At 50.2% G+C, this 20,768-nt stretch carries 6 protein-coding genes; 1 reads left to right on the forward strand and 5 read right to left on the reverse strand.

From position 1 onward, the window contains the following. Positions 1–195: 195 nt before the first annotated feature. The 5 genes from B036_RS0120905 to B036_RS33985 form a co-directional block, all read right to left on the reverse strand. Positions 196–3,537 (reverse strand): hypothetical protein, encoded by a 3,342-nt coding sequence (locus tag B036_RS0120905; RefSeq protein ID WP_020570689.1) that lies wholly within the window; start codon positions 3,535–3,537, stop codon positions 196–198. A 248-nt stretch (positions 3,538–3,785) separates the two neighbouring features. Beyond that, positions 3,786–4,703 carry a hypothetical protein gene (locus B036_RS0120910; protein WP_020570690.1) on the reverse strand — a complete coding sequence of 306 codons (918 nt, stop codon included), beginning with the start codon at positions 4,701–4,703 and terminating at the stop codon, positions 3,786–3,788. 14 nt (positions 4,704–4,717) lie between these two features. Beyond that, the gene (locus tag B036_RS0120915; protein WP_020570691.1) at positions 4,718–6,430 is read right to left on the reverse strand and encodes a hypothetical protein; all 1,713 of its coding nucleotides are present in this window, start codon (positions 6,428–6,430) and stop codon (positions 4,718–4,720) included. Positions 6,431–6,433: 3 nt separating this feature from the next. Beyond that, positions 6,434–15,877: a fibronectin type III domain-containing protein gene (locus B036_RS0120920; RefSeq protein ID WP_020570692.1), complete on the reverse strand. Its 9,444-nt coding sequence runs from the start codon at positions 15,875–15,877 to the stop codon at positions 6,434–6,436. Between the two features lie 142 nt (positions 15,878–16,019). Continuing rightward, positions 16,020–17,741, reverse strand: coding sequence for a hypothetical protein (locus B036_RS33985; protein ID WP_169435084.1), 1,722 nt, complete (start codon positions 17,739–17,741; stop codon positions 16,020–16,022). Between the two features lie 233 nt (positions 17,742–17,974). Between B036_RS33985 and B036_RS30375 the strand changes: the two genes are divergently transcribed. Next, positions 17,975–20,768: SprB repeat-containing protein (locus B036_RS30375; RefSeq protein ID WP_044103386.1), on the forward strand; the 2,794-nt coding region annotated here is incomplete at its 3' end.

Below are 20,768 nucleotides of genomic sequence, written 5' to 3' on the forward strand. Positions count from 1 at the left end.
GTAGCCGTGTAAAATTTATAGTAGAAATGCGAATCAAGGGCTAAATCAAGCCAGATGCGGAGGCTCGGAGGTCCTCCGTCGCGCAGAAAAGGACTATCGTAACCTCCGAGTGTCCGATCCCTCAGTTTTAGCTCTTGATTCGCGTTAAAAGCAAATCAGTAGCCAATTGTAATCATCGTCAACCACCATCTCCCGCTACAACATGGGGCGTCCACAGCGGTCTCCGATCTCGAGTTCCACCGTAAAGTTGAAGACTACCTTAACCTTCAAGATCATAAAGAGGTAGGTGGGGTTGGGCAGGTCAGCGTCGATCAAGACGCCAAGGCCAAGGTTTTTACCAACCCCCCTGTATTTCACATCCGCGTCGATGAAGGCCCAGATCCGGCCCGTAGCCCGCCACCCTTTGTGGCCATGAGGGGATTGCTGGGTATCGGCGGAACAACGGGTATTTGACTGGTATTTCAGCAGGGACACATCGAAGCCAGCCCCCAACTGCGCGATGACACGGTTGTTTTTGTACTTACCTTTTTCCCGCGTGCGCTTTTCAATCTTCGCAAAGATGTAGGCGCCGAAAGCAAAGCCCGTGCCCTGAGCGGCCTGCTCGGCCAGCGCTCCCCGATTGTGCGCCCGGTCGGTCTGAATACCAAAATAAGCAGCCGCCGCGGGATGGATGGGTGGAGGACCTGGCAGATCGTTTCCGATTAGGAAATAGGCCCCCGCACTTGCGTGCATACCATTGCCCATAATGAAGTTAACGGAGACCGGCGGTAGCGGCAATCCATCGCCGGCTGTAATCGAATTGTCGGTGTAACCACCAACGTAAAGGTGCCATTTTTTACGAGGTGCGCTCACGAGAATATCGATACCGCCCTCCCCGGTTATGGTGCCTTGCGCCGCGCTGATGCGCACCCGGGCCGTTCCCTGAAACTCGAAGCCTCGTTCGAAGTTCATGCGTAAAAACAGGCTCCCGAGAATGGCATCATCCGGAGCGTTCGCCCCGCTGGTCGCCAAAGAATCGGCTTTCATGGTTTCAGCCTTGTCTTTGTCCAGACCCTTCGTGCGATCGGGGGCGGTCTCGGACAGTTTACCGCCAGCTACGTCGGCCCCGGGCGGGGCAGGACTGATGATCTCAATCAGCCCGTAAAACATGATGTCCTGAATGGCCGTCTTGCTAAAGGCGATTTCCAGCGTAGCGACGCCATCAAGTGTCTCCGTGTTCGGAGGTTTCGGGTTGACGAAGGGAACAGAGACCTTTAGGCCAAGCACGATGTTTTCGTTAGGCACGTACTTCAGTCCGCTCGTGGTTACGCCGAGTTGCCCGTTTCCACCATTGAGAAGATCGGCACTCTCCATTTTCATGTGGTAATAGGCACCGCCACCAATGCCGTTGATACCAACCACCTTGGGTATTACCTCCAGGTACCAGTCCGCTGATTCCACGAGAGCATCCACGTACCAGTATTCAAAGTCTTTCTTCCCGAAGATGGCGTTCATCTCAACGGCGAACATGGGCGATTCAGGGTCGGGGCCAATCTTAACGTCGAGCGAGCCCTGAAATCCTTCTCCATAAACCGGATCGTCATCGAAGATGTGAACGATGCCAATCGCCTGGATACTCGGCAATTTGAGACAAACGTAAACGCTGCTTACGTCGAGGCCTGCGTTGACGTAGTGGTCATAAGTCTTCGTGCTGTCCAGCTTGCCCAGCACGCTCACTTGCGTCGTCGCCGCAAATCCATTATCCCCCTGCGCCATTGTGTTGATGCTCAGGTCGCAGGTCAGGCGAGGGCCCTGGCGGGTAAAGAGGATGCGGGGTAAAGGGATGGGAACTTCATAGTTGAACAGGCGTACATCACTAAAACCGATGGAGCCGGAGCCATCATCGATCATACTCATGCGTGGGGCACGGGTAGAGAACTGCAGCCCGTCGAAGGATACTCGTGCGGAGAAGACCGCTTCTTCTTCGGAGGTCGCGCCGCCTTCGTTATTCCCCGCCCGCAGGTAGGCGTCGCCGTAGAGCACGGCGGAAGGGATGAAGCTGGTTGGCGTGGATTCGATTTTCAGGTAGGAGCCCGGCTTGATGGTCACCTCTGCGAACTTAAAGACATTGAACTCGTAAGTTTCGGTGGTGATGACCGTGAAGTTGTACCGCTTTTCCGGGATACAGGCGAAGGCTTCGTACAGGAATGCCTCCCCGTCCTCGGAAACGGGCAGCGCTACACGCCCGTCGAATTCAAAGCTGGTTACGTTGGAGGCGAGCAAATCCACTTTCAGGGTGGATACAGAGAACTGCCAGCGCTCGTTCATCCGTCCTTCATCGAAGGGAATGATGTCGTCGGCGTAGAAATGGCCACTGACGCCATGGCCGTCCATGATCAGGTCATTAACGCCAATTTTGCGGCGGGCTTTCATGATGGTGTCACGCGGAAGGGTATCGAGGGGCGCGGCCGCAGGTGCAGGGTAGGTTAAGGGAGCAGGGCCGGTGGCGAAGGGATCTAGCGGACCACCCATGGGCAATCCGTTCTCGTCCTTCATCCCGTTCTTCAGGCGAAAGTCCGGCAACACCAGCTTTCCACCCGCATACAGGTGATCCCCGTAATCGTCGAGCATCAGCATACCGGTACCGTTTTGGCCGTTGCTTCCGCTGGTGTCGCGCTCCACGGTGGTAAACTGCGGAGGCAGCATCATCTCCAGGTTCTGGATGTAGACGCCACGCCAGAGGTTGGGGTTGCCGGGCGGAAGGTAAGCCTCCCGGTAACCGGGGGGGAACTTTACGTCCGGACTGTTGCGGTAGTCACTGAAGTCGAAGACGGCGTTGGTAAGGTTGAACGCCAGGTCGGGGTACTCCGCAAGGGCAAAGTCCGGCAGGTCAACGGTAGCCAGCATATTGTTCCAGTCCTGAACGACCATGGATATCTTTCCCCATACCTGACCATCTTCGTAGAGCAAGCCGTTTTTATCTACGGGTACGATCCAGTCGCGGCTAAAGATTACCTGCGCTTCTACGCCCATTTCCACGAAGCCGTCGCAGTCGATGGTCACGAAGGTGCCTGACTTTTGGGTGCCGGCCTGGTCTCCGCTCAGTCCGTTGGGCTCTTCCCGCCACCCTTCCAGGATGAAGCCGAATTTGTTGGGGTCCATCGTCCCGATGGGGACGTTGTTGTAGAGCCCCAGCGTTGCCTCCCCCACAATACCGCCGTTGTGGCTGATCTTCAGGTTCGGGGTGCCGAAGATCAGCTCTACATATTCGATGATTTCCCCATCAGCATCCGTCTTTGGCTGGCCCAGCGTGGCGCTGACGGTACGTTGGGGGAGTTTCATGCCTAGGAGTACTTCCACTTCGGCGTACTCGGGGTAGAGCTCCAGTTTGTCAAAGGCGATGGTGGTTATTACCCCGCCGATGGTGTCGGACATCACGATGGGGAACTTCATGAAGGCCAGGCTGTCCAGGCGCTGTAGCAGGCTGCCGATGTTCATGGCGTTTTTTAGCTTTTTTCGGGCGGCGGCCAGGCGGTCGGAGTCTTTTTCCAGGGCCATTAGTTTTTGGCCTAGGGGGGGCTGGGAGACACTTAGACGAGCAAGTCGAAGAAGCTCTCCTCTATAAAAATCTGAACTATTTAATGAATCACCTTTCAATATAGCACCTCCATCTGTGGCTACCTCCACCTTAGTTTTCTTGATAGGATTGCTATTTGGATGTTTTATAAAAGTATCTGAGCAATGTATTAAATTAAAGCTAAATACAATAAAAAAGCATGTTAATAGTACGTAGGGCGTAGGTTTCATTATTTGGTGTTTTCTTTATTAATTTTAAACCACTCTCCGTTCATATTCCTTTGAAAGTTAACCCACTCGGGGTGCAAATCATGAATGTGAGCTAGCAGCCAATCAGCCAAAAATAATGCAAAATTGGTATGCTGAGACATGCCAATTGAATAATTTTTTAAGTCCTCCTTAAGATAGGCTAATGACTTGTTGGCTTCGATTTCAGAGTTTAATATTTTAACTTCTCCAGAAGCTAAAGCATTGATAAGATCAATCTCAAATACACTAGTGTAAATTGTTGTTTTATTGGTTCCATCGAGGTCAATATGCTCAATTGTATCGCAAACGCCACTAAACACCCGGTAAGCTCTTTCAGAAACTACTCGTTCCTGAGAATGATCATCTTTGGAATAAATATTTACGAAATTAAAGTCTTGGTTATCTGATCCATAGAAAAGGTTCCAGCATGGATTTCGTATTTTTTTATCAAAAAACTTCGTTTCCTTAAAATCTTTCTGAATTTTATTTCCTAGGATTATTTTTACGCCAGGAGCGATTGACTTAATATCTAATGCAAGACTGTTATGGCGTTGAGGTTTTTTACTCAAATGTTCACTGCCTTTTTCAACGTCGATCGGTAAGATGGAAGCCTCCACACATTTGAAAATTTCTAACAACTCATTCATTAACTTCGTATATCCACTTTTTAAATCTAAATTTAACAGAAAAGAATAGTGGTCAACTTGTTCAATGACAGTATTAAAGCGACCGTCTATACCGTAAAAAAAATATAAATACGATCTAATAAAATTATTTAGTATATCGTTCTTTTGTCTCAAACATTCACTAGATAACCAAGAAGAAAACTCTTTTGCAGAAAGATTCTCTATCTGGTCCAACGTATTCTTTACCCAAAACAGGTTTGTTTCCTTTTTCATATTTTTTTGATATTCTACCGAAGATGATAATCGCGAAGCGTACCGAAGTAGTCACTTGCCTTATATGTAGTTACAGCCGCTTTCAAATCAGCTAATCTTTGGCCTGAAAGAATTTCTTCACCTAAGCGAAACTCAACTTTTCCTGGAGTATCGAAAAGGCCTGCATCTATCAGGTATCTAAGTTCTGTAATTGTGCCACCACCAAAAAAAGAATTTGTATTGTCATACAATGCGGTAAAATCGTCAATAAGGTCAGTGTGATAAAATATCTTCCCTCCTCTTCCCACAGACTTCTGAATAGATCGTGCTACTAATGGAAGCCATTGGTCTATTTGAGTTAAATTTTCAATATTTTCCGTAGACATAAATCCGTGAGTCCAGAGTTTATTCCAGATAGTAGAACCAAGTTGAGATGCCGCGTTTCCTGCTGGTCCTTGCCTGGACCCTAAAGATACGTTTATCCGAGAGTTTTTTTGATTAATAAAGTATACGTACCTGAAGTCCTTGAAATACTCTTTTCTCAAAGCAGTGTTAGCAAATCCAGGAAATTGATTTAAGTTGTTTGCAAAGAAATTTGTTCGCGCCCAATTCATAACTTCAAACACGATTTTCTCATCTTTCGTTATTAGCGTAGTCTCAGATATAGAGTTAATCCGACTCGCAACTGGACCAGAAATAGATTGAAGGAATAGTTCTTTTCGTGAGGAACTCCAACTAGAAATAATTTGCTTTACTAGATTCTGATCTCTAAGACTTCGAATCGCGGCTGCAACCCTGCAGAGGTTATGGGCCATATACCCTGAATCTCCTACAAAGTAATTATGATCCCGCCAAACCTCCAAATTAATAACAGGCTCTTCACCAGGCCGCTTTTGCTTATGCCGCAGCCTTTCTTTTAGACCGTTACTAAGAATGACGGATTCCCCAATTTCGAATTGACCGATCGGCTTGTAAAAATCATCTCTTGCTGAGAAGAAGGGATGGTTTAGTGTAGCACCAATAACATCACCATTGGTAAAAGTGAAATTCCAAATTTCAGTCGGAGAGCGTTTAAATTTTCCCGTAATGGGTCTTCTTGTATGGCCTGTTTCGTCCCATTCAAAGTCATGAAGCCTGGTATCAATTAGGCTAGGTCGGATATTGTTTACCTTTCCTGTACCCGTAATCATCATTTCCGGCATGGAAATGTAGATTGATTCTCCCTTACTTGTTAGGTTATTCTGTTTTAGCCACCGATTAGGTCGCCGGAGGCTCATTTCTGTTTGGGAGCCATCTTCGTTTTCAATTACGATGTCCACCCATTTCCAGGTAAAAGGTGTTATTTCTTCGTAGTCAAGGGCTGCTCCCGGACTAGCTAATAAGGATTTGTCTGTCTGGTATCCGTCCTCATCTTCTGGGTTAGAATAAGAAAGAATGAATCTCTCGGCGTTAAGAGCATTTAGCTTTCTTTGGTGCTCGATCATAGCCTTTGAATAGCCTGAAAGCGGTGGCGGCTTTTCTGTCCATATGTCGAGTAATCTATTAGGGTCGAGGAAACAGGACTTGACCTCAGTATCCGACAGAGATTTATGGTCGACGATGTGCTGACCAGGTAATTTTTCTGAGAGGATGGAACCTAAAGGGCCAGACTGCCCCACGACAGTTCCGATAGTACACAGCATCAAGAGCAAGACCTTCACTTGCTTAACCATGCTCCAAGATAATCCGTACATTTTCTGGAAATCCATTGCTTAGTCTTTTATTTTTGATGGGGAGAAAGGTGCAGATACATCAATGGGTGAAATGTCTTCAATTCGTATTGTTCTTGACTGGGTCTCCCGAATCAACGTGCCCGCAGGGAAACATGCCCCAAGACGGCAGGCCGCCTTACCCCCTGTCCTGCTTTTAACGAGGCCGTGGTTTCCATCGGGACTAGACCGTGCAACTGTGAAGTCTCCAATTACATCGTCGTGTCGAGCAATATCCACTCCAGCATCACCAATATCAGCCACACCGTCACCATCGAACTTCACGGTCACTGTACCGTTTCTAGCGGCATCCTCGACATCGACCTTGCCACCGATCCACATGTCTTCGAACCAATCGGCCAGTTTTACCTGTTGGGCTCCGTTACTGGCTTGATTAATGCGATTTATTGTTACCCACTGATCTGTTCGTCTACCAGAAGATGCCAGAAAAGTTGGAAGATTCGAATGTTCATCAAGGTCGGCCAACATTTGCTCATTAAGGCGCCGGCTGGTCCTGATTCCGATAGGCTGATTACTCAATAAATCCCACGACTTCACGCCTCTGGAATTAGACTGAATCAGCGCAAGAAGTTCATCTCTGGTAGAAAAATCATTAAGGAACTTTACCGCCTTATCTCTTCCAGCGACATCTGATGAGAACTCTGCTAAAAAGCTCATCACTTCCATTTTTTTTGCATTCTCTAATTGATTTAATTGAATCATTAATCTAGGATTAAGATCCGTATGTCTAATGTTCCATTTTTTCGACTGTACCAAATTGTAAAGATCTATCTGCTCACTCCAAATTCGCGCTGTAGTAAATCCATCATCAACCAAGCTGGTTGCTCTTAGCTTGACTTCTCCTTCAGCAGCATCATAAAAAAGGTCGAAACTCCCCTTACGCTCAACGCCGATTGCATCAACAAAAGCCACATCATCTAACTTCCCGATAGGTGTTGAAAAAGTTGTAGAAGTCCACTGTGAAGGCTGAGTAATAAGTGAAAGGTTTTCTCCGTCTTTAGTGACGTGACCCAGAACGGGGTGAACATTATCAGATACAAAAATATAAGACCTGTAAGTATAAGAAGTAGGAACTACCAAGTCCGGACCACCCAAATTAGTCCTTATATAATCCTTGGGGGTTAAATGGATTTTCAAGGGGGATTCCCCATTAGATGGCTTCAGCCTAATATTAAAGTCCATACCATCGATTTCAGATTTTAGGTGCTCGCGATACTTTCTATATTCGCCTGGGCTTACGTCAGAACTACTTGGAAGATTTGTTGGTAGAGCATCGTATTGAGCTTGAAGTTTACTTTTAAACTGTTGCAATTCGCCCATTGAAATGTCAGGGTTCCTGACCCTGAGTTCGTCTATCGTCCTCAAAGCTCTACTAAATTTGAACTGACCAACAGCCCCCCCAATCCCCTTTACTAACTCTGTCACCGTCGCGGCAGCGAGAAGCATACCACCACCTTCCCATAGCCTATGAGTTTCTCTAGAAAATGTGGTTTCTCCACCCAACTCGAATTGAAATTGATCTTCAGCAAAATAGAGATCGACTACTGCATACAACTCATCTGCACGAGCGACAAAAAGCATAGCGCGGGCTGCTGTTGAACCACCAAATGACATGGGAATTGTAGCTATCGTAATCAGGTCAAATGCCAATCGTGTCTTATAGGCACTCTCGGCGTTTTCGATTTTCTTCATAATAACATAAGCAAAACTAAAAGGCACTACCAAGACGTAATTACTATTCCCCCCAAAAAACTTCTGCCCTGCAACGCCCTCAATTGTAATACTTACTTCATTCGGCAGTGTCAACGCTACGTAATCTCCCGGCTGACCAGTTAAAGCGTAACTATTAGAAATAATATCGCCATATCTCATCACCTCGTATTTTCCAGTGACAGTGATACTACGATCTGAATTTATTTTTGATTTATATGAGGTTCCATCCATGAAATTTTCAAAAGGCATATAAGCCGGAACAGGTTCATGTTCGAAGTTGTAATCCTGCCCTGATATGTTGACAAATTCATGCACGCTACTTAATGAGCCCTGGTTCCATGTCCCTATACTACCCTCAACTTCCCTGGTGTCAACCGTCATGAAGATTTTAGAAACCAGTGTTAGGTATTTTTCGCAATCCTGCGTAAATTCATCACATCGCATTTTTGAAGAAAGTACATGATACAATTCATAGTCCTTCCTTTTCAACTCAGCAAAGACATTAATATATTGTTGCTCTGGCGTACTTACTAAAATAGCATTTAATAAATTTTCTCTGCCAGATGTATTCCCAAGATTTGTAGTAAGGGGATAAGAGGTAGGCATAATAGCTGTAAAAAGCGCACGATATGCTAAATGCATCATGCCTCGTTCATCAAAACTAAGGTTGGACAACAGTTGCAATGAGAGCACCCGTTGTTCCGCTGTGAGGTCAACGAACACACAGGGATAGTCTCGCCATCGGTAGAAAGACTCAAGCAAGCTCTGCGCCTTTGTAGCTACTTCCGGATCGTTTTCACTTGTCTCCAAACCTGCCCAAAAACTTTCGGACCAGTCCACAGTAGTCGACTGGTAATATTCCTTATAAATTGACTTATTAGAAAATTGACTCCAAGCATTGTATTCTGCTTGGATAGCTACATTGCAATCACGTTCTTCAGACTCATAATGTTGAATCAATTCTTCTTTACCATTAAAATCAGGAACTTCCCTTAAGCGATTCGCAGCTGCGGTAGCAATACTCCTTAACATTACCAAATTGGCTACTTCTGAGGCTCTTATTTCTTGCAAAATAGACCCACCGCAAGCCGTAAAAAAGCCTGGGTATTTACTAATTTGGTTTGCATGCACAAATATATAAGGGGACCTTCTCACTTTGTAATCTGCGCCTGAGCATGCAATGTCCAGAAACGTAATAGCCTCTCTGGTATATGGTGGGTAATTATTGAGAGGTAGCTCCCTTTCTTCGGTGAGACCACCTCCATCGATGAAACTGCCTAAAAAATCTAATCCTTTTGCTTGACCAGCTGCAGTATAATTATTAGTAAAAGATGATGGAGAGAAGGGGGCTATCGAATGTTGACCAACAATTGTTTGGGTAAGGTTATTAAGGGTGAATATGGGATGACTCAAGATGACTTTATCGATTCCTCCCGGACTAGCTACTGGCGTATAAATATCAATGTACGCCTCACCCCAAGTATAATCTTCGCCTTCTCCAGGAAATATTTCATGGTATCCTGTAAAATACAACCCATTCTCACAAGATATTTTGGCTCTATATTTTTGCGAAGACCCATCTTCTTTCTTCAGAGTGAATCCCAACAACGACCCAACGGTAAGAAATGCCAAAGTGTTACAAGTGTTAGGCAGGTATTTCTCCTCAATTTCGTCTCCATTACTAAAGTCTGCATAGAGAAGAGAGGGAGGAAGGGTTAATGGAAGACCGGAAGGTGTTATAAAGGTATAGGTGTCATTTTCATTTATCCACGTAGTAAAATCACTAGCTTCAGCGACCACACTCTCCCCATCCTCATCCCCAGGCAACCAAGGAGCCGCCTCCGGATCATGAATCAAATCCCACTGCCACTTCCAAAGCTCAGTCCCCCCGCTCTCGTCCATAAGGTTGCGAGACTCGCCCTGGGCAACGTAGCGGTCATCATTCTCCGTCCAGGGGTGGCGGAGCACATAAGCACCGTGGCCCAACTCGTGAGCAATCGTACGGCCAAAGTCAGCGACGTTGGTGTTCTTATTATCGTTGCGATAGATAAAGGAAAAACGGCGGCCAGGCGGCATAAAGCCAAGGCGATCCGTATCCTCGAAGGAGTCTTCACCGAAGACGAAGAAGATGTACTCATCGTCCTCCGGCGTTTCCCTGTCCAGATAGTTGCGCCTGAAGGCCTTCATCTGCTGGGTGTAGGGCGTCAGCCAGCCGCTGGGAACGGCCTGCAGAGGGGCTTCGTAATCCTCCGGGATGTATTGTCCGGCTTGATCGAAAAGGACGTATTCTACCGTTGGTTTCACGACGGCCTGGGCGTAGATGTCCTGGATGCGTTTCTCCACCGCTCTCTCGTCGAGATTGTTGAGCGCACCTGGAGTCACCTCGATAATGCGAATCGTCGGCGTAAGCTCTTCGTAGGCAATCACGTCAAGTAAGCCTGCGATGAAGGGCGGTACGGTATCGACGGTAGGGTCGATCTGGGTAGCGGCCAGGAAGAAGTGCTCATCCGTCCCCGAAGCATCCGTTATAGTGATGGTGGCCGTGGTGGCGCTAGCATCGGGGTAGCTAAAGTCAGGGATGGTGCCAGTGGGCAGTTCGTAGCCTACGGAGTCTTGGTAGGGATTAGGACTATCGTCGGACCTGGGAATTTCCGCCAGCACCTGATCGGAGCCGCCCGCTTTGATCGACTTGAAGGCGATAGTGTAGGGCTCCTTAGCCAGGGTATCCGTCTCGTACCAATTTGATCGTCGACCACCATCCCCGTCGTTGTAGCCGTCGAAGCCGTAGGTTTGGTACGGGGCGGCGTTAAAGGCTACCTGGAAGGTTCCACCGTAGATGGCGTCGAGGAAGGCCTGAATGTCGGCCATCAGCGCCTCCAGCATATCCGCGCAGAGGGAATAGTTTGGTGTGCCTTGTTCGGCCTGGGCGGCGTAGCAGTTCTGGAGATCGAAGATGCGCTGCCGCAGCTCAGCTGGCAGCGTGGCGGAACAGCAGCTCATCAGACTGTCCATGAGTTCCAGTTGCTCCTCCTCCAGGTAGGCATCCAGCATTTGCAGGGCACCCATCACTTCGGCCAGTAGTTCATCGGCCCAGGGGGGCAGGACTTCAACGCCGGCGCCGATGGCAACGAGTTTGCCGCCTTTCATCTGGTAATCGTCGTTAACGAAGATGCCATCGAAGGAGAAGGTCGCCTTGGCTTTGTTGAAGTAGGGCACCCGGATTTCTCCCTCGCCGCTAAAGGTTCCACCAGATCCGCTCACGGAGGTGATTACTACCGGGAAGTCAAAGGCTGTGATCGTATCTCCTTCCGCGAGGCTACCCAGCGGCACCTCGTTGCTCAGGTCTACGTCGGATTCGACGCCACAGGCGTAGAAACCGTTGATGCGGCTTACGCGCTTCAGCAGGAAGGTGTCCTGCGGAGCCGGCTGGAAAGTTTGTCCGTTCTGACACAACTCAGTCACCTGGTAATCGTACAGCGTTCCGCGCAGGATATTTTCCAGGCGGACGTAAGGTTCGCTCACGTTCAGGTAGGCCCAGTCTGATCCGAGATCGTCGGCCAGTTTGTACTTGAACTGGTAATTATTGATGCCATTACTGGCTGCCCAGGTGATTTCGATTGTCGACTGGTCGAGCGCATTTTCCACGAAGTTGTAGGGAGCAGCACAGTCGTCCGTCCGGAAGGTTTGCCAGTCGGAGAACCCGGTCCACCCTGCTTCTCCAACCACCCTTGCACCTGCGTCCGCGCCCACATCAGCCAGTGTTGTATAACCGGCAGCCGCGGGTGTAAACGTTAAGTCGTTTGCCTTCGTGCGTACCTTAAATCGGTACACCGTGTTGGGCTCCAGATTTGTGAAAGTGTGGTACCAGGGCGTCTGGGTGGAGGCATCGGAGTAGCCCGTTTCCGGATGCTCCACCACAATCTCGTGCGCTGCCGGGCAGCGGGTGTCAGGGTAGAAACGCAGACGCGCCCGGTCTTCCAGAATCTGGTCTGCGTATAGGCTGTCGGACGGTTGGGCCGTACATAAAGTGCGGAAAAGCAGTTTTTCAGAATAGTCCGTCCAGCCATTGGTAGGGCAGTGTGTCCGCACGACGATACGGTAATCCGTATACATCTTCAGCCCTTCCACCAACACCTCCGGCGACTCACTCGTGATGAGTCTCCAATCCGCATAAGGATCGGGAGGCGTTGGATTATTATACACGCCGCCGCCGCCGTAAAGACTGCCGCCGCCTTCTTCATCTAAGCCACCACCAGCATCTTGAATGCCGATTGCCGGAGCCTGGGCCATCTCTTGTTCCCGATCCGCGGCACCTTCCTCCATCAGCCTGATTTCCCAGCGCTCGTTGCTACCGGTAGTGGCCCAACGCAGGCCCGCCGAGACGCTGCTAAGCGAGGTGACGCCCAGTTCATTGGGTACCCTGCAATCAACGGGCGTCTCGAAGCGAACGGGATTGGACCATTCAGAATCTTCACCCGACGTACAGGTAGTTCGCGCCCGTGCTTCGTATTCGGTCAGGTCGTCGAGGCCGGTCAGGTAGGCACTGTCAACGAGTATCCAATCTGCTGCTCCGACCACCCGGTAGGAAAAACCGTTACTGGCGGCGGCAGGTGACAGGCCGAACGCCTGCAGCTGCGCACTGCTCACCGTAATGTCGGTAACCCGTAATTCCGGCGGAGCACAATCGAGGACCAGGCTTTGGGGCGCGGATACGTAACTGTTATTAGCGGCACATTGGCTTACGGCCTCAATTTCGTAGGCTTCACCGGGAGCCAGATCCGTAAGCGTTCCGCTGTTGCCCACAAAAGTGACGGTTTGCCAGGCACCGCCACTGCCTGCTTTCCGATATCGAAACAAGGTAGCTTCAGAGTAGCTTCCCGTCGTCCAACTAATCACTGCGGAGCTTGCCGTAACGTCCGAAAAGCTGATGTTCTCCGGCGAGGCGCAGGGCGTGAGCGTACGGAAGGTAAAGACCTGGCTGAAGTTGGACCATACGCCGCCGCCGCAGCGGTAACGCATTTTTACTTCATATTCGGTGTCTGCGCTCAGCTCCGTGAGGTGAAGGTCAGGCGTAGGCAGGTCCGTGCTCAAAATCCATTCCTGGGTGCCGGTCTGCCGGTAGCTGAAGACATAATTCTGGGCCTGCGGCATCACCTGGCCGGTTACGATCGCGTTACTGTCGGTGATTCCCCAAACGTGTAAACTATCGGTTATCGCAAGGGCGCAGGACCGCGAGAAGAGGATCGGTTCTGACCATTCTGACCATAGGCTGTCAGCACATACAGTACGTACCTGCCCAACGTAAGTCATCGCGTACAGGGGGGCGGTTTGCACCAATTGGTCCTCTGGCCGGTTGTAATTCGCGGCGGTAAAATTTTGGCTGTTTACCGGTTGCGCGTTTTCCCAGCCACCGAGGTTGCGAATGCCGTAGCGCACCTGGGTTTCCAGGTCGCGGTCGTCGCCACTCCAGCTCAGCAGGGCGTGCCTGCCCCGCAGATCCACCAGTTCCGGCAAGTACTCAGCCACGCAGCCTCCGAAGGGCGGCAGGTCGCGACAGCTGGGTTGGCCAATGGAACATTCGGCGCAAACGCGCAGGGTGTAAATCTGGCCGGGGATGCGGTCGGTAATCGTAAAGGATGTTGCTTCGTAGGCGACGGTGGCCATGCGCTCGGGCCCGCCGTCGGCAAGTTGCCAGACGAGGGTAAAGCTGTCGGTCGCCGAAACAGCGTTCGGGTCGTAGCTCCAGGCGAGGTCGAGGGTGGTGTCCGTACTATCGGTGCGGGTGAAGTTCAGGCCGGTCAAACATTCGTAGTCGCCGTTTAAATCCACGGGCCAGTCGGTACATACGGTGGAGTCGCCGGGGCAGGCGTAACAAACGGTGACTACGTAGCTGGACGCCGGGTTCAGGGCGCTAAAAGTAGTGTTGGTGGGATCGGCTGCGGGTGTAGTGAAGGTTGGAGGAGTGTCGGTGGGCGCGGCCGCAGGTGCAGTGAAGGCTGGAGGAGCAATGACCGTTTCCGACGCAGGCTCTTCGCTCCCATCGTTGATATAAGCACTCCAGCCGTTCGGATCAGTTCCCGGAAAAGCACCGGACCAATCCGCCAGGATCCGATCCGGCAAGAGGGCAGAGACGGTCACGCCCGCCAGGATATCGTCCTCCGTTAGGCATTCGTACGCTGGCGTGACGACCTGCTCGCTAAAGCAGGAGCGGGCACCGTCCGGGCATACGACGCAGAGGGTGACGATGTACCCGGTATTCGGTACCAGTCCGGTCATGGGCTGGCTCCTTATCGTTGCGGAAAGGACGGTACTATCGGTAGGAACCCCGCTGTTTTCCGGGCCCGACCAACTCAGTACTAAGGAGCCGGCGAAGTCGTCCGGCAACTCCCAACCAACCGTAGCGGTGGTCGCCGTCAAATCGGTGACCGAAAGCTGTGGCGTGGGATAAAACCCACAAACAAGGGTAGAATCCGTCGGGTCAGGATCATCGTCAGGCTCGGCCTCCTCGGGCGTGCCGAGCACGACTTCCCGGCAAAACCCCTCTCCGGTCAGGGAGCAAACCGTACATAGAGTAACCAGGTAGGCTTGCTGATTCGTAGTGTCCAGGTCGACGGTAATGTCATAGTTGAAGCGTACTTCAGGCCCACCGTCAACAAGCTGCCGGACGGGATAGGTCGGGGTAGTTAACAGCTCACTAAGGAGTACGAATTGCCGTTCGGGAAGGGTCACGATACTTACCGTATGGTTGACCGAATCGAGGGGTAAGCCCGTCCAGTTCAGTTCGTAGTTGCCTGGTCCGCCTTCCAGGGCCAGCCCATCGGGCTCGTAGCAAACCTGGTCGACGAAAGGCTCGGGATAGGTGTAGTCAAAAAACACCGGCCGGGAGTAGCCGTTGTTCCGAAAGCGGACCCGACCCGTCGGGTCGGTTGCCTGGATCTGGTAGAGGTAGCGATGACCGGGAATGAGGTCGGCCTCACGGGCGGTCCACAGCTTGCTCAGCGCATTGAGCTCATTTACCCGGATGGGTTGGCGGACTGGCTCCAGGCTGGTCATGATGATGTCTGGCGTTACCCCGGCCCATTCCCGGGGCACGTCCCAAACGGTCAGGTAATTGATGACCGGGCCGGCGAAGTAATTGGGTGCCCAGATGAAGTTAACCGCATCCTGGAGCCGGTCAATGGCTACTTCTTCGTCGATGGGTGCTATTGGCGTCGGTGGTTCGTGGAGTTCGGCGTAGCCGAACGCGCAGTTGAGGTTTTGGTTACTGATTGGTGGCTCAAAAGGAAAGTCCAGGTCGTAGAACTCGGCACAGAGTTGCAACTCGCCTTCGGCAAAAACCAGGCTTTCTAATCCGTTCATGGCACCTGCGTCCGCGCCCAAAAGACGCACAAAGCGATCCAGGCCCGGCCCGGTAAACGTTACTGTACTGAAGGGCATCAGGTCCACCCGCGTCTCGGCCACCAGTGGCGTCGTCAACTCTTGTCCTGAGCTGTTTGAAAGCGTCAGCCGTAAATATCCCGGCAAGATCGCCCGGTCCATATCCGTCAACGTAACGGACACCGCCGCTGCACCTGGCTGCGATAAATCTTCGGGATAAACGCTGGACTGGAACAAGCGTACGTCGACGCGGACGGGGGTGATCTGTGCCACCAGAGGAGCCACCAGAAGAAGAAGGAAGAAGCAAAGGCCGATATAAAACAGACGTGATTTCATGATGTGGAACCTAAGACTTTGTTATTTGAACTCGGAAACGGCAGGAGCAAAGAGGTGGGACTGTGGCTGTCGTCGTTGTTTCTTCAACGACTTACCTCTGTACCCGCGGCCCCGCCCAAAAATTATGCTGTTCATATCCATTTTACTTGAAGGTGTAACCATAATTGACCGAAAGTTGCAGGTCCGAATATCCCTGCTGCCCCCCACCCGAGGCCACGTTAACCAGGGTTGACGACAGGTTAACGGACTGCTGTTTACTGATGGCGAAACCGCCACCGATCCGAAATTGCAGCACGCCCCCACCCGAGGTAGCAGCATCTGACCAAACCGTGGAGTAGCTCAGTCCCGAAGTGAGGTTGCCCCGCTCGTCGAGTATTTTGCGGGAGTAATTCAGCGACGGACCAAGCGTAGTTAACCCAAATAGTGACGTCACGTTACGGTTAAAGATAAGGCTGCCGCCGAAGGTGCTTTTCCCGCCCTCCGGCTGAAAATTATAACTAACCAGCAACATGCTGAACTGACTCGTGGACGACGTGTCGACTTGATCATTTCGAATGAGGGCGGCGCGCTGCCAACTGCCCGAAACCATCAATATTTTACTGGCTGCTTTGTCGAGCAAGAAGGAAGTACCTGCGCTCACGCTTAACTGTGTTTGAGCCAGAACGATGCTGTCCAATATTTGTGGTTGCCGCGTCAGGGCTTTGTAGCGGCTGGTGCTGTTGAAGTTGCTTAAATTAAGGTTTGTACTAACTCTGTCACTAATGTTCCACGCCGCACTGACCGCCCCAATGAAGCGGCTCAGGTTACTTGCCTTTTGCCCGTCAAGATCATTACGCTGCACGCCCATATTGGTCCGCAGGTTCACTTTTTTATCGAACAACGGCAAACTGATGCTCCCCGTAAAGTTTTCAAAATCGTTCTGAAAAAAGAGGCTGCCGTGGGTTCGGTATTCGGGGTCGACGCGCTCGTAGGCCAGGTTGATTCGGCCGAATTTCGGACTTAGACCGATGTCGAACTTATAAGCACTTGCCGCCGAAGTGGTCAGTTTCGGCGTGAATAAGCCAAACATGCGCAGCCGCCCGGTGGCGTTGGGGAGGAGTGGTGCGGTATCGTCGCGGGAGAGTACCGAGCGGGCGATTTCGGCACTGAAGCTGAGAAAGTTGCTCAGCTTGTGCTTACCGCTCAGGGTTAGCACGAGGTTCCGTTCGGGGCGGACAAGTGAGGTGGTATCGTTCTCTATGTTTCGTTCGTTTTCGGCATCTACAGAAGAGAAAAGAGAAGTGCTGAGTTCTGTACCGCTCTGGCTATCGAAACCGATCTTGATTCCTTTGCCTTGCCGGCGATAAGCCGTTTCCAGGTTTTGGATACTTCCTATGTCGCGGATGCTCGCCCGGCGAAGTTTGCCAGTCATGGCACCCAGATAGAATTTCCCTGGCCGCAGCTCAACGCCCGCTCCCCTAAAATTGACACCGGAAAGGCTGTACGGGCTGAAAGTCATGCTCCGGTCTCCTCCATGCAGGGTGATCCATTTATAGGTGGGGCTCAGCCCATAAAAGGAGTAGCTGGGTAAATTGTAGGTGGTATTTCGATTGGCAAAAGCAGCCATGAAGGGTGCGTTAATGCCTAGCAGGTCCAGGTTTAGTCCGGCGGTAAATCCGTAATTAAAGGGGTTACTGAGCCGGCTTGCGCCACCGGGACTGTTGAAGGTATTGAGCCCAGCTCTGACGCCAAGTCGACCGCTTACCCGGAGGTAATCCCGCTCTGCCAGCCGGTTGGATATACCGGTGAAGAAGCCTTCTACGTCTTGACCGTACACTGCAGAAACGCAGGTCAGCCCCAAAATAAGTAGGAGTGAAAATCGCAAAATGTAAACGGTGTAATAGGGTACGAAAACAGGGTTAAAAAGGTGCACCTGGCGGTGTTAGATGACCAGCGTTGCTGTGGGTAAAGGTAAGTGGCTTTTTGATTATTTGGGTGCTACACAGTAAAAAAAAGTGCAAATGTTTGGTGTAGGGATGTTACTTTTGTGAATATAACACCCACCTAACTACTGTTTTAGCTTTACCTATTACACCACATTTTAACCCTATTGACACCATGTTTAATTCTACTTGGTTGGCGCTGACGCTGGCCTTGATCTGTGTACTCGGATCACTTACGCTTGATGCTCAGAATGATCATGTTCTGGTGCCTTCAGATTGGACTGCTCAGCTTAATCGTATGGTGCTGACGGGGCCGGCAATTGCTGGTATAGGCCCTGAGAAAAACTATCCTAAAACCGTTGATGAAGGTTTTGGTGGTGAGGTTAAAGTCTTTGTTGAGCCTGCTGCTGACCTTGATGATTATTATTCAACTTCACCATTTTCTCTATCCTTAGATTGTCGATTTGGATTATGGTTTAATGGGGTTTTCACCTACAGCTCTCAAGCTTCTGCTTTCTCTTCCGCTTACTTTCGGGCTAATCATCTGAGCGATAATGGTCCGGTAAGTTATGAATGGTCGAATGGGGAAACTGATAACCAATTAGACAATCCTGATTACGGAAGTTATTCTGTTACAGTAACTGATCAGATTGATTTTATATCTTTTGGTGAATTTTTGAACCAACCGGATTTATATGGAGGTGTTTCTTACTATGACGCAAGTTGTACGAACACAAATGACGGCCAAATTGACGTGCGTGTCGCCGTTTCGAACGGTCCTTTTATGATGAGTCTTTACGATGAAAATCAAGGTCTCCCCATTTTGATTGGTCAGTCAGTAGGAGGAATTAACCCCGCGAACCTTCGCCATCAAGCATTTGGCTTTTCTGCCACTGTACCCCCGGGTTTATATAGAGTTGAATATGTTTTAGATTCTGGAGTTGAATATGAATACTACATCACGGTCGGTTCGGGACTTGACTATTATACTCAAATTGAAAGTCTTGCCCCATCAAGTTGTGGACTAGCGAACGGCTCTGCAGAAATTGCTATTTACAAGACGGGGGTGCCGTTAAATAATCCGATACCAGGAACTGAGGTTGACTGGGGCGATGGCAGTGGGAGTAATGCGCTTTCCCGGAATGATTTAGTGCCAGGCAGCTATTCTGTCACCGTAACGGCCTCTCCGTATATTTCTAATAATTGCACCTGTACCTGGGTAGAGGAATTTACTATTGTGGATAATGGAAACTCTTCGGTAGCTATTGATGCGGGCCGTGGGATTTGTCCACAGGGGTCAGTCTGTTTTTACTCACCAAATATATGTAGAAGTGCGAGCGTCACACTGACTAATAACATGACATCAGGAACTTGTTCTGATCCGTCTGACACGCCCACCTATCAGTGGTTTCGGGTTGATGGCTCTGATGATATAAATGATGCATATCCAATCCTTGGTGCTACCGATGAAGATTACTTTGATGGGATGATATCAGCTGGTACTTCCGCTATGATCTTCCGTCGCACCTATTGTCCGTGCGATGACCAGAATGACCCGAATGGTGGTTTAGCTTACACGAATGAGTCCTATCTCCGTGTATCTGGCCTAGATGTATCACTTCTGGCCTCAGAAGAGGAGATATGTGCTGGGGATGAGGTAACGCTCACGGCACTTGATTCAGGTGTTCCCTATTTCTTTCCAGAGGATGGTTCAGGAACAATTTCTTATTCTTGGTCGGTACCGGGAGAATCAGGAGAAATGATCACGGTAAATCCGACGGAGACGACTACTTACCGGGTTACGGTAACGGACGAAATTTGTGCTATTGTTGGTACGGTAACCATTCTGGTGCCGACCGATTTAAGCTTTGACGAGGTAGCTGTTCAAACTTCTTGCCCCGATGTAGCCCCCCAATTCGCATCAGGCTCCATCTCCCTGACGGTCACGGGCGGCACAGTAACAGGCGATTACAGCTACACGTGGAGCGCAAACGCAGGCCCTCAAAGTGGTCCAATGGCCACCGGTCTGCCTGTCGGGACCTACTCAGTTACAGTAACTGATGCAAACAGTTGTCAAATTAATACCTCCGTGGAGGTCCTGGAAGAAGTACTTCCAGCATTAAATATTATTTACGACTTCTCCATAGACTATTGTCTTGGTGATGAAGTACAATATTCTGTTGAGAATCCAGTGGCAGGTGTGGATTACCAATGGGATTTAATTAGCGGTAACCCACCGTTTATTCTTGGTGAATCGATAGATGGGGTACTTGACGGTCCAGGCCCAATAAGGGTTAGGTATACAGGAGATGGTCAGGCTCCGGACTATGGAAACTTTAGTGGTCCGGTTCGTGTAACTGCTACTTATCCAAGTGGTTGTATTGATCGCACCAGGGCAAGCATATTTGTTCATCAATCTCCGGAAATCTATGCAGAAGCGACTCCCGTAACTTGCGGCGAGATCAATGGTGGAATACGCTTTTATTGGCCTTCCCATGGCGGCAGCACACATAATCCAACCTTTGGGTTTGTAGTGATTGATGGGATATACGTTTCTGGAGAGCTTGACATTAATGGTGCAAATGAACTGATCGTAAATAATATCCCCCCCGGAACTTATACGCCGAGGTTCGAGCAACCCACTTTAGGTAGATGCATTTATGATTTTCCGAGTGTGACCGTGGTAGGTTCTCCACCACTTTCGATTATGGCTACTCCTACTCCGGTTAGTTGTCATGGCGATGCCGATGGTGCACTGACCGTAGTGCCCAATGGCGGCACCGTAGCCGGAGATTACAACTACGCCTGGAGTCCGAATGCCGGTATCCAAAGTGGCGCAACGGCCACCGGGCTCGGTCAGGGGACTTATATGGTTACCGTCACCGACGACAACGGTTGTTCCCAGGTTGCTACCGCTGAGATCACTCAACCTGCAGCCATGACCGTCACCATGGATGGCGCAGCCCTCA

It is taken from the genome of Neolewinella persica DSM 23188 (assembly GCF_000373105.1).
Lineage (GTDB): Bacteria > Bacteroidota > Bacteroidia > Chitinophagales > Saprospiraceae > Neolewinella > Neolewinella persica.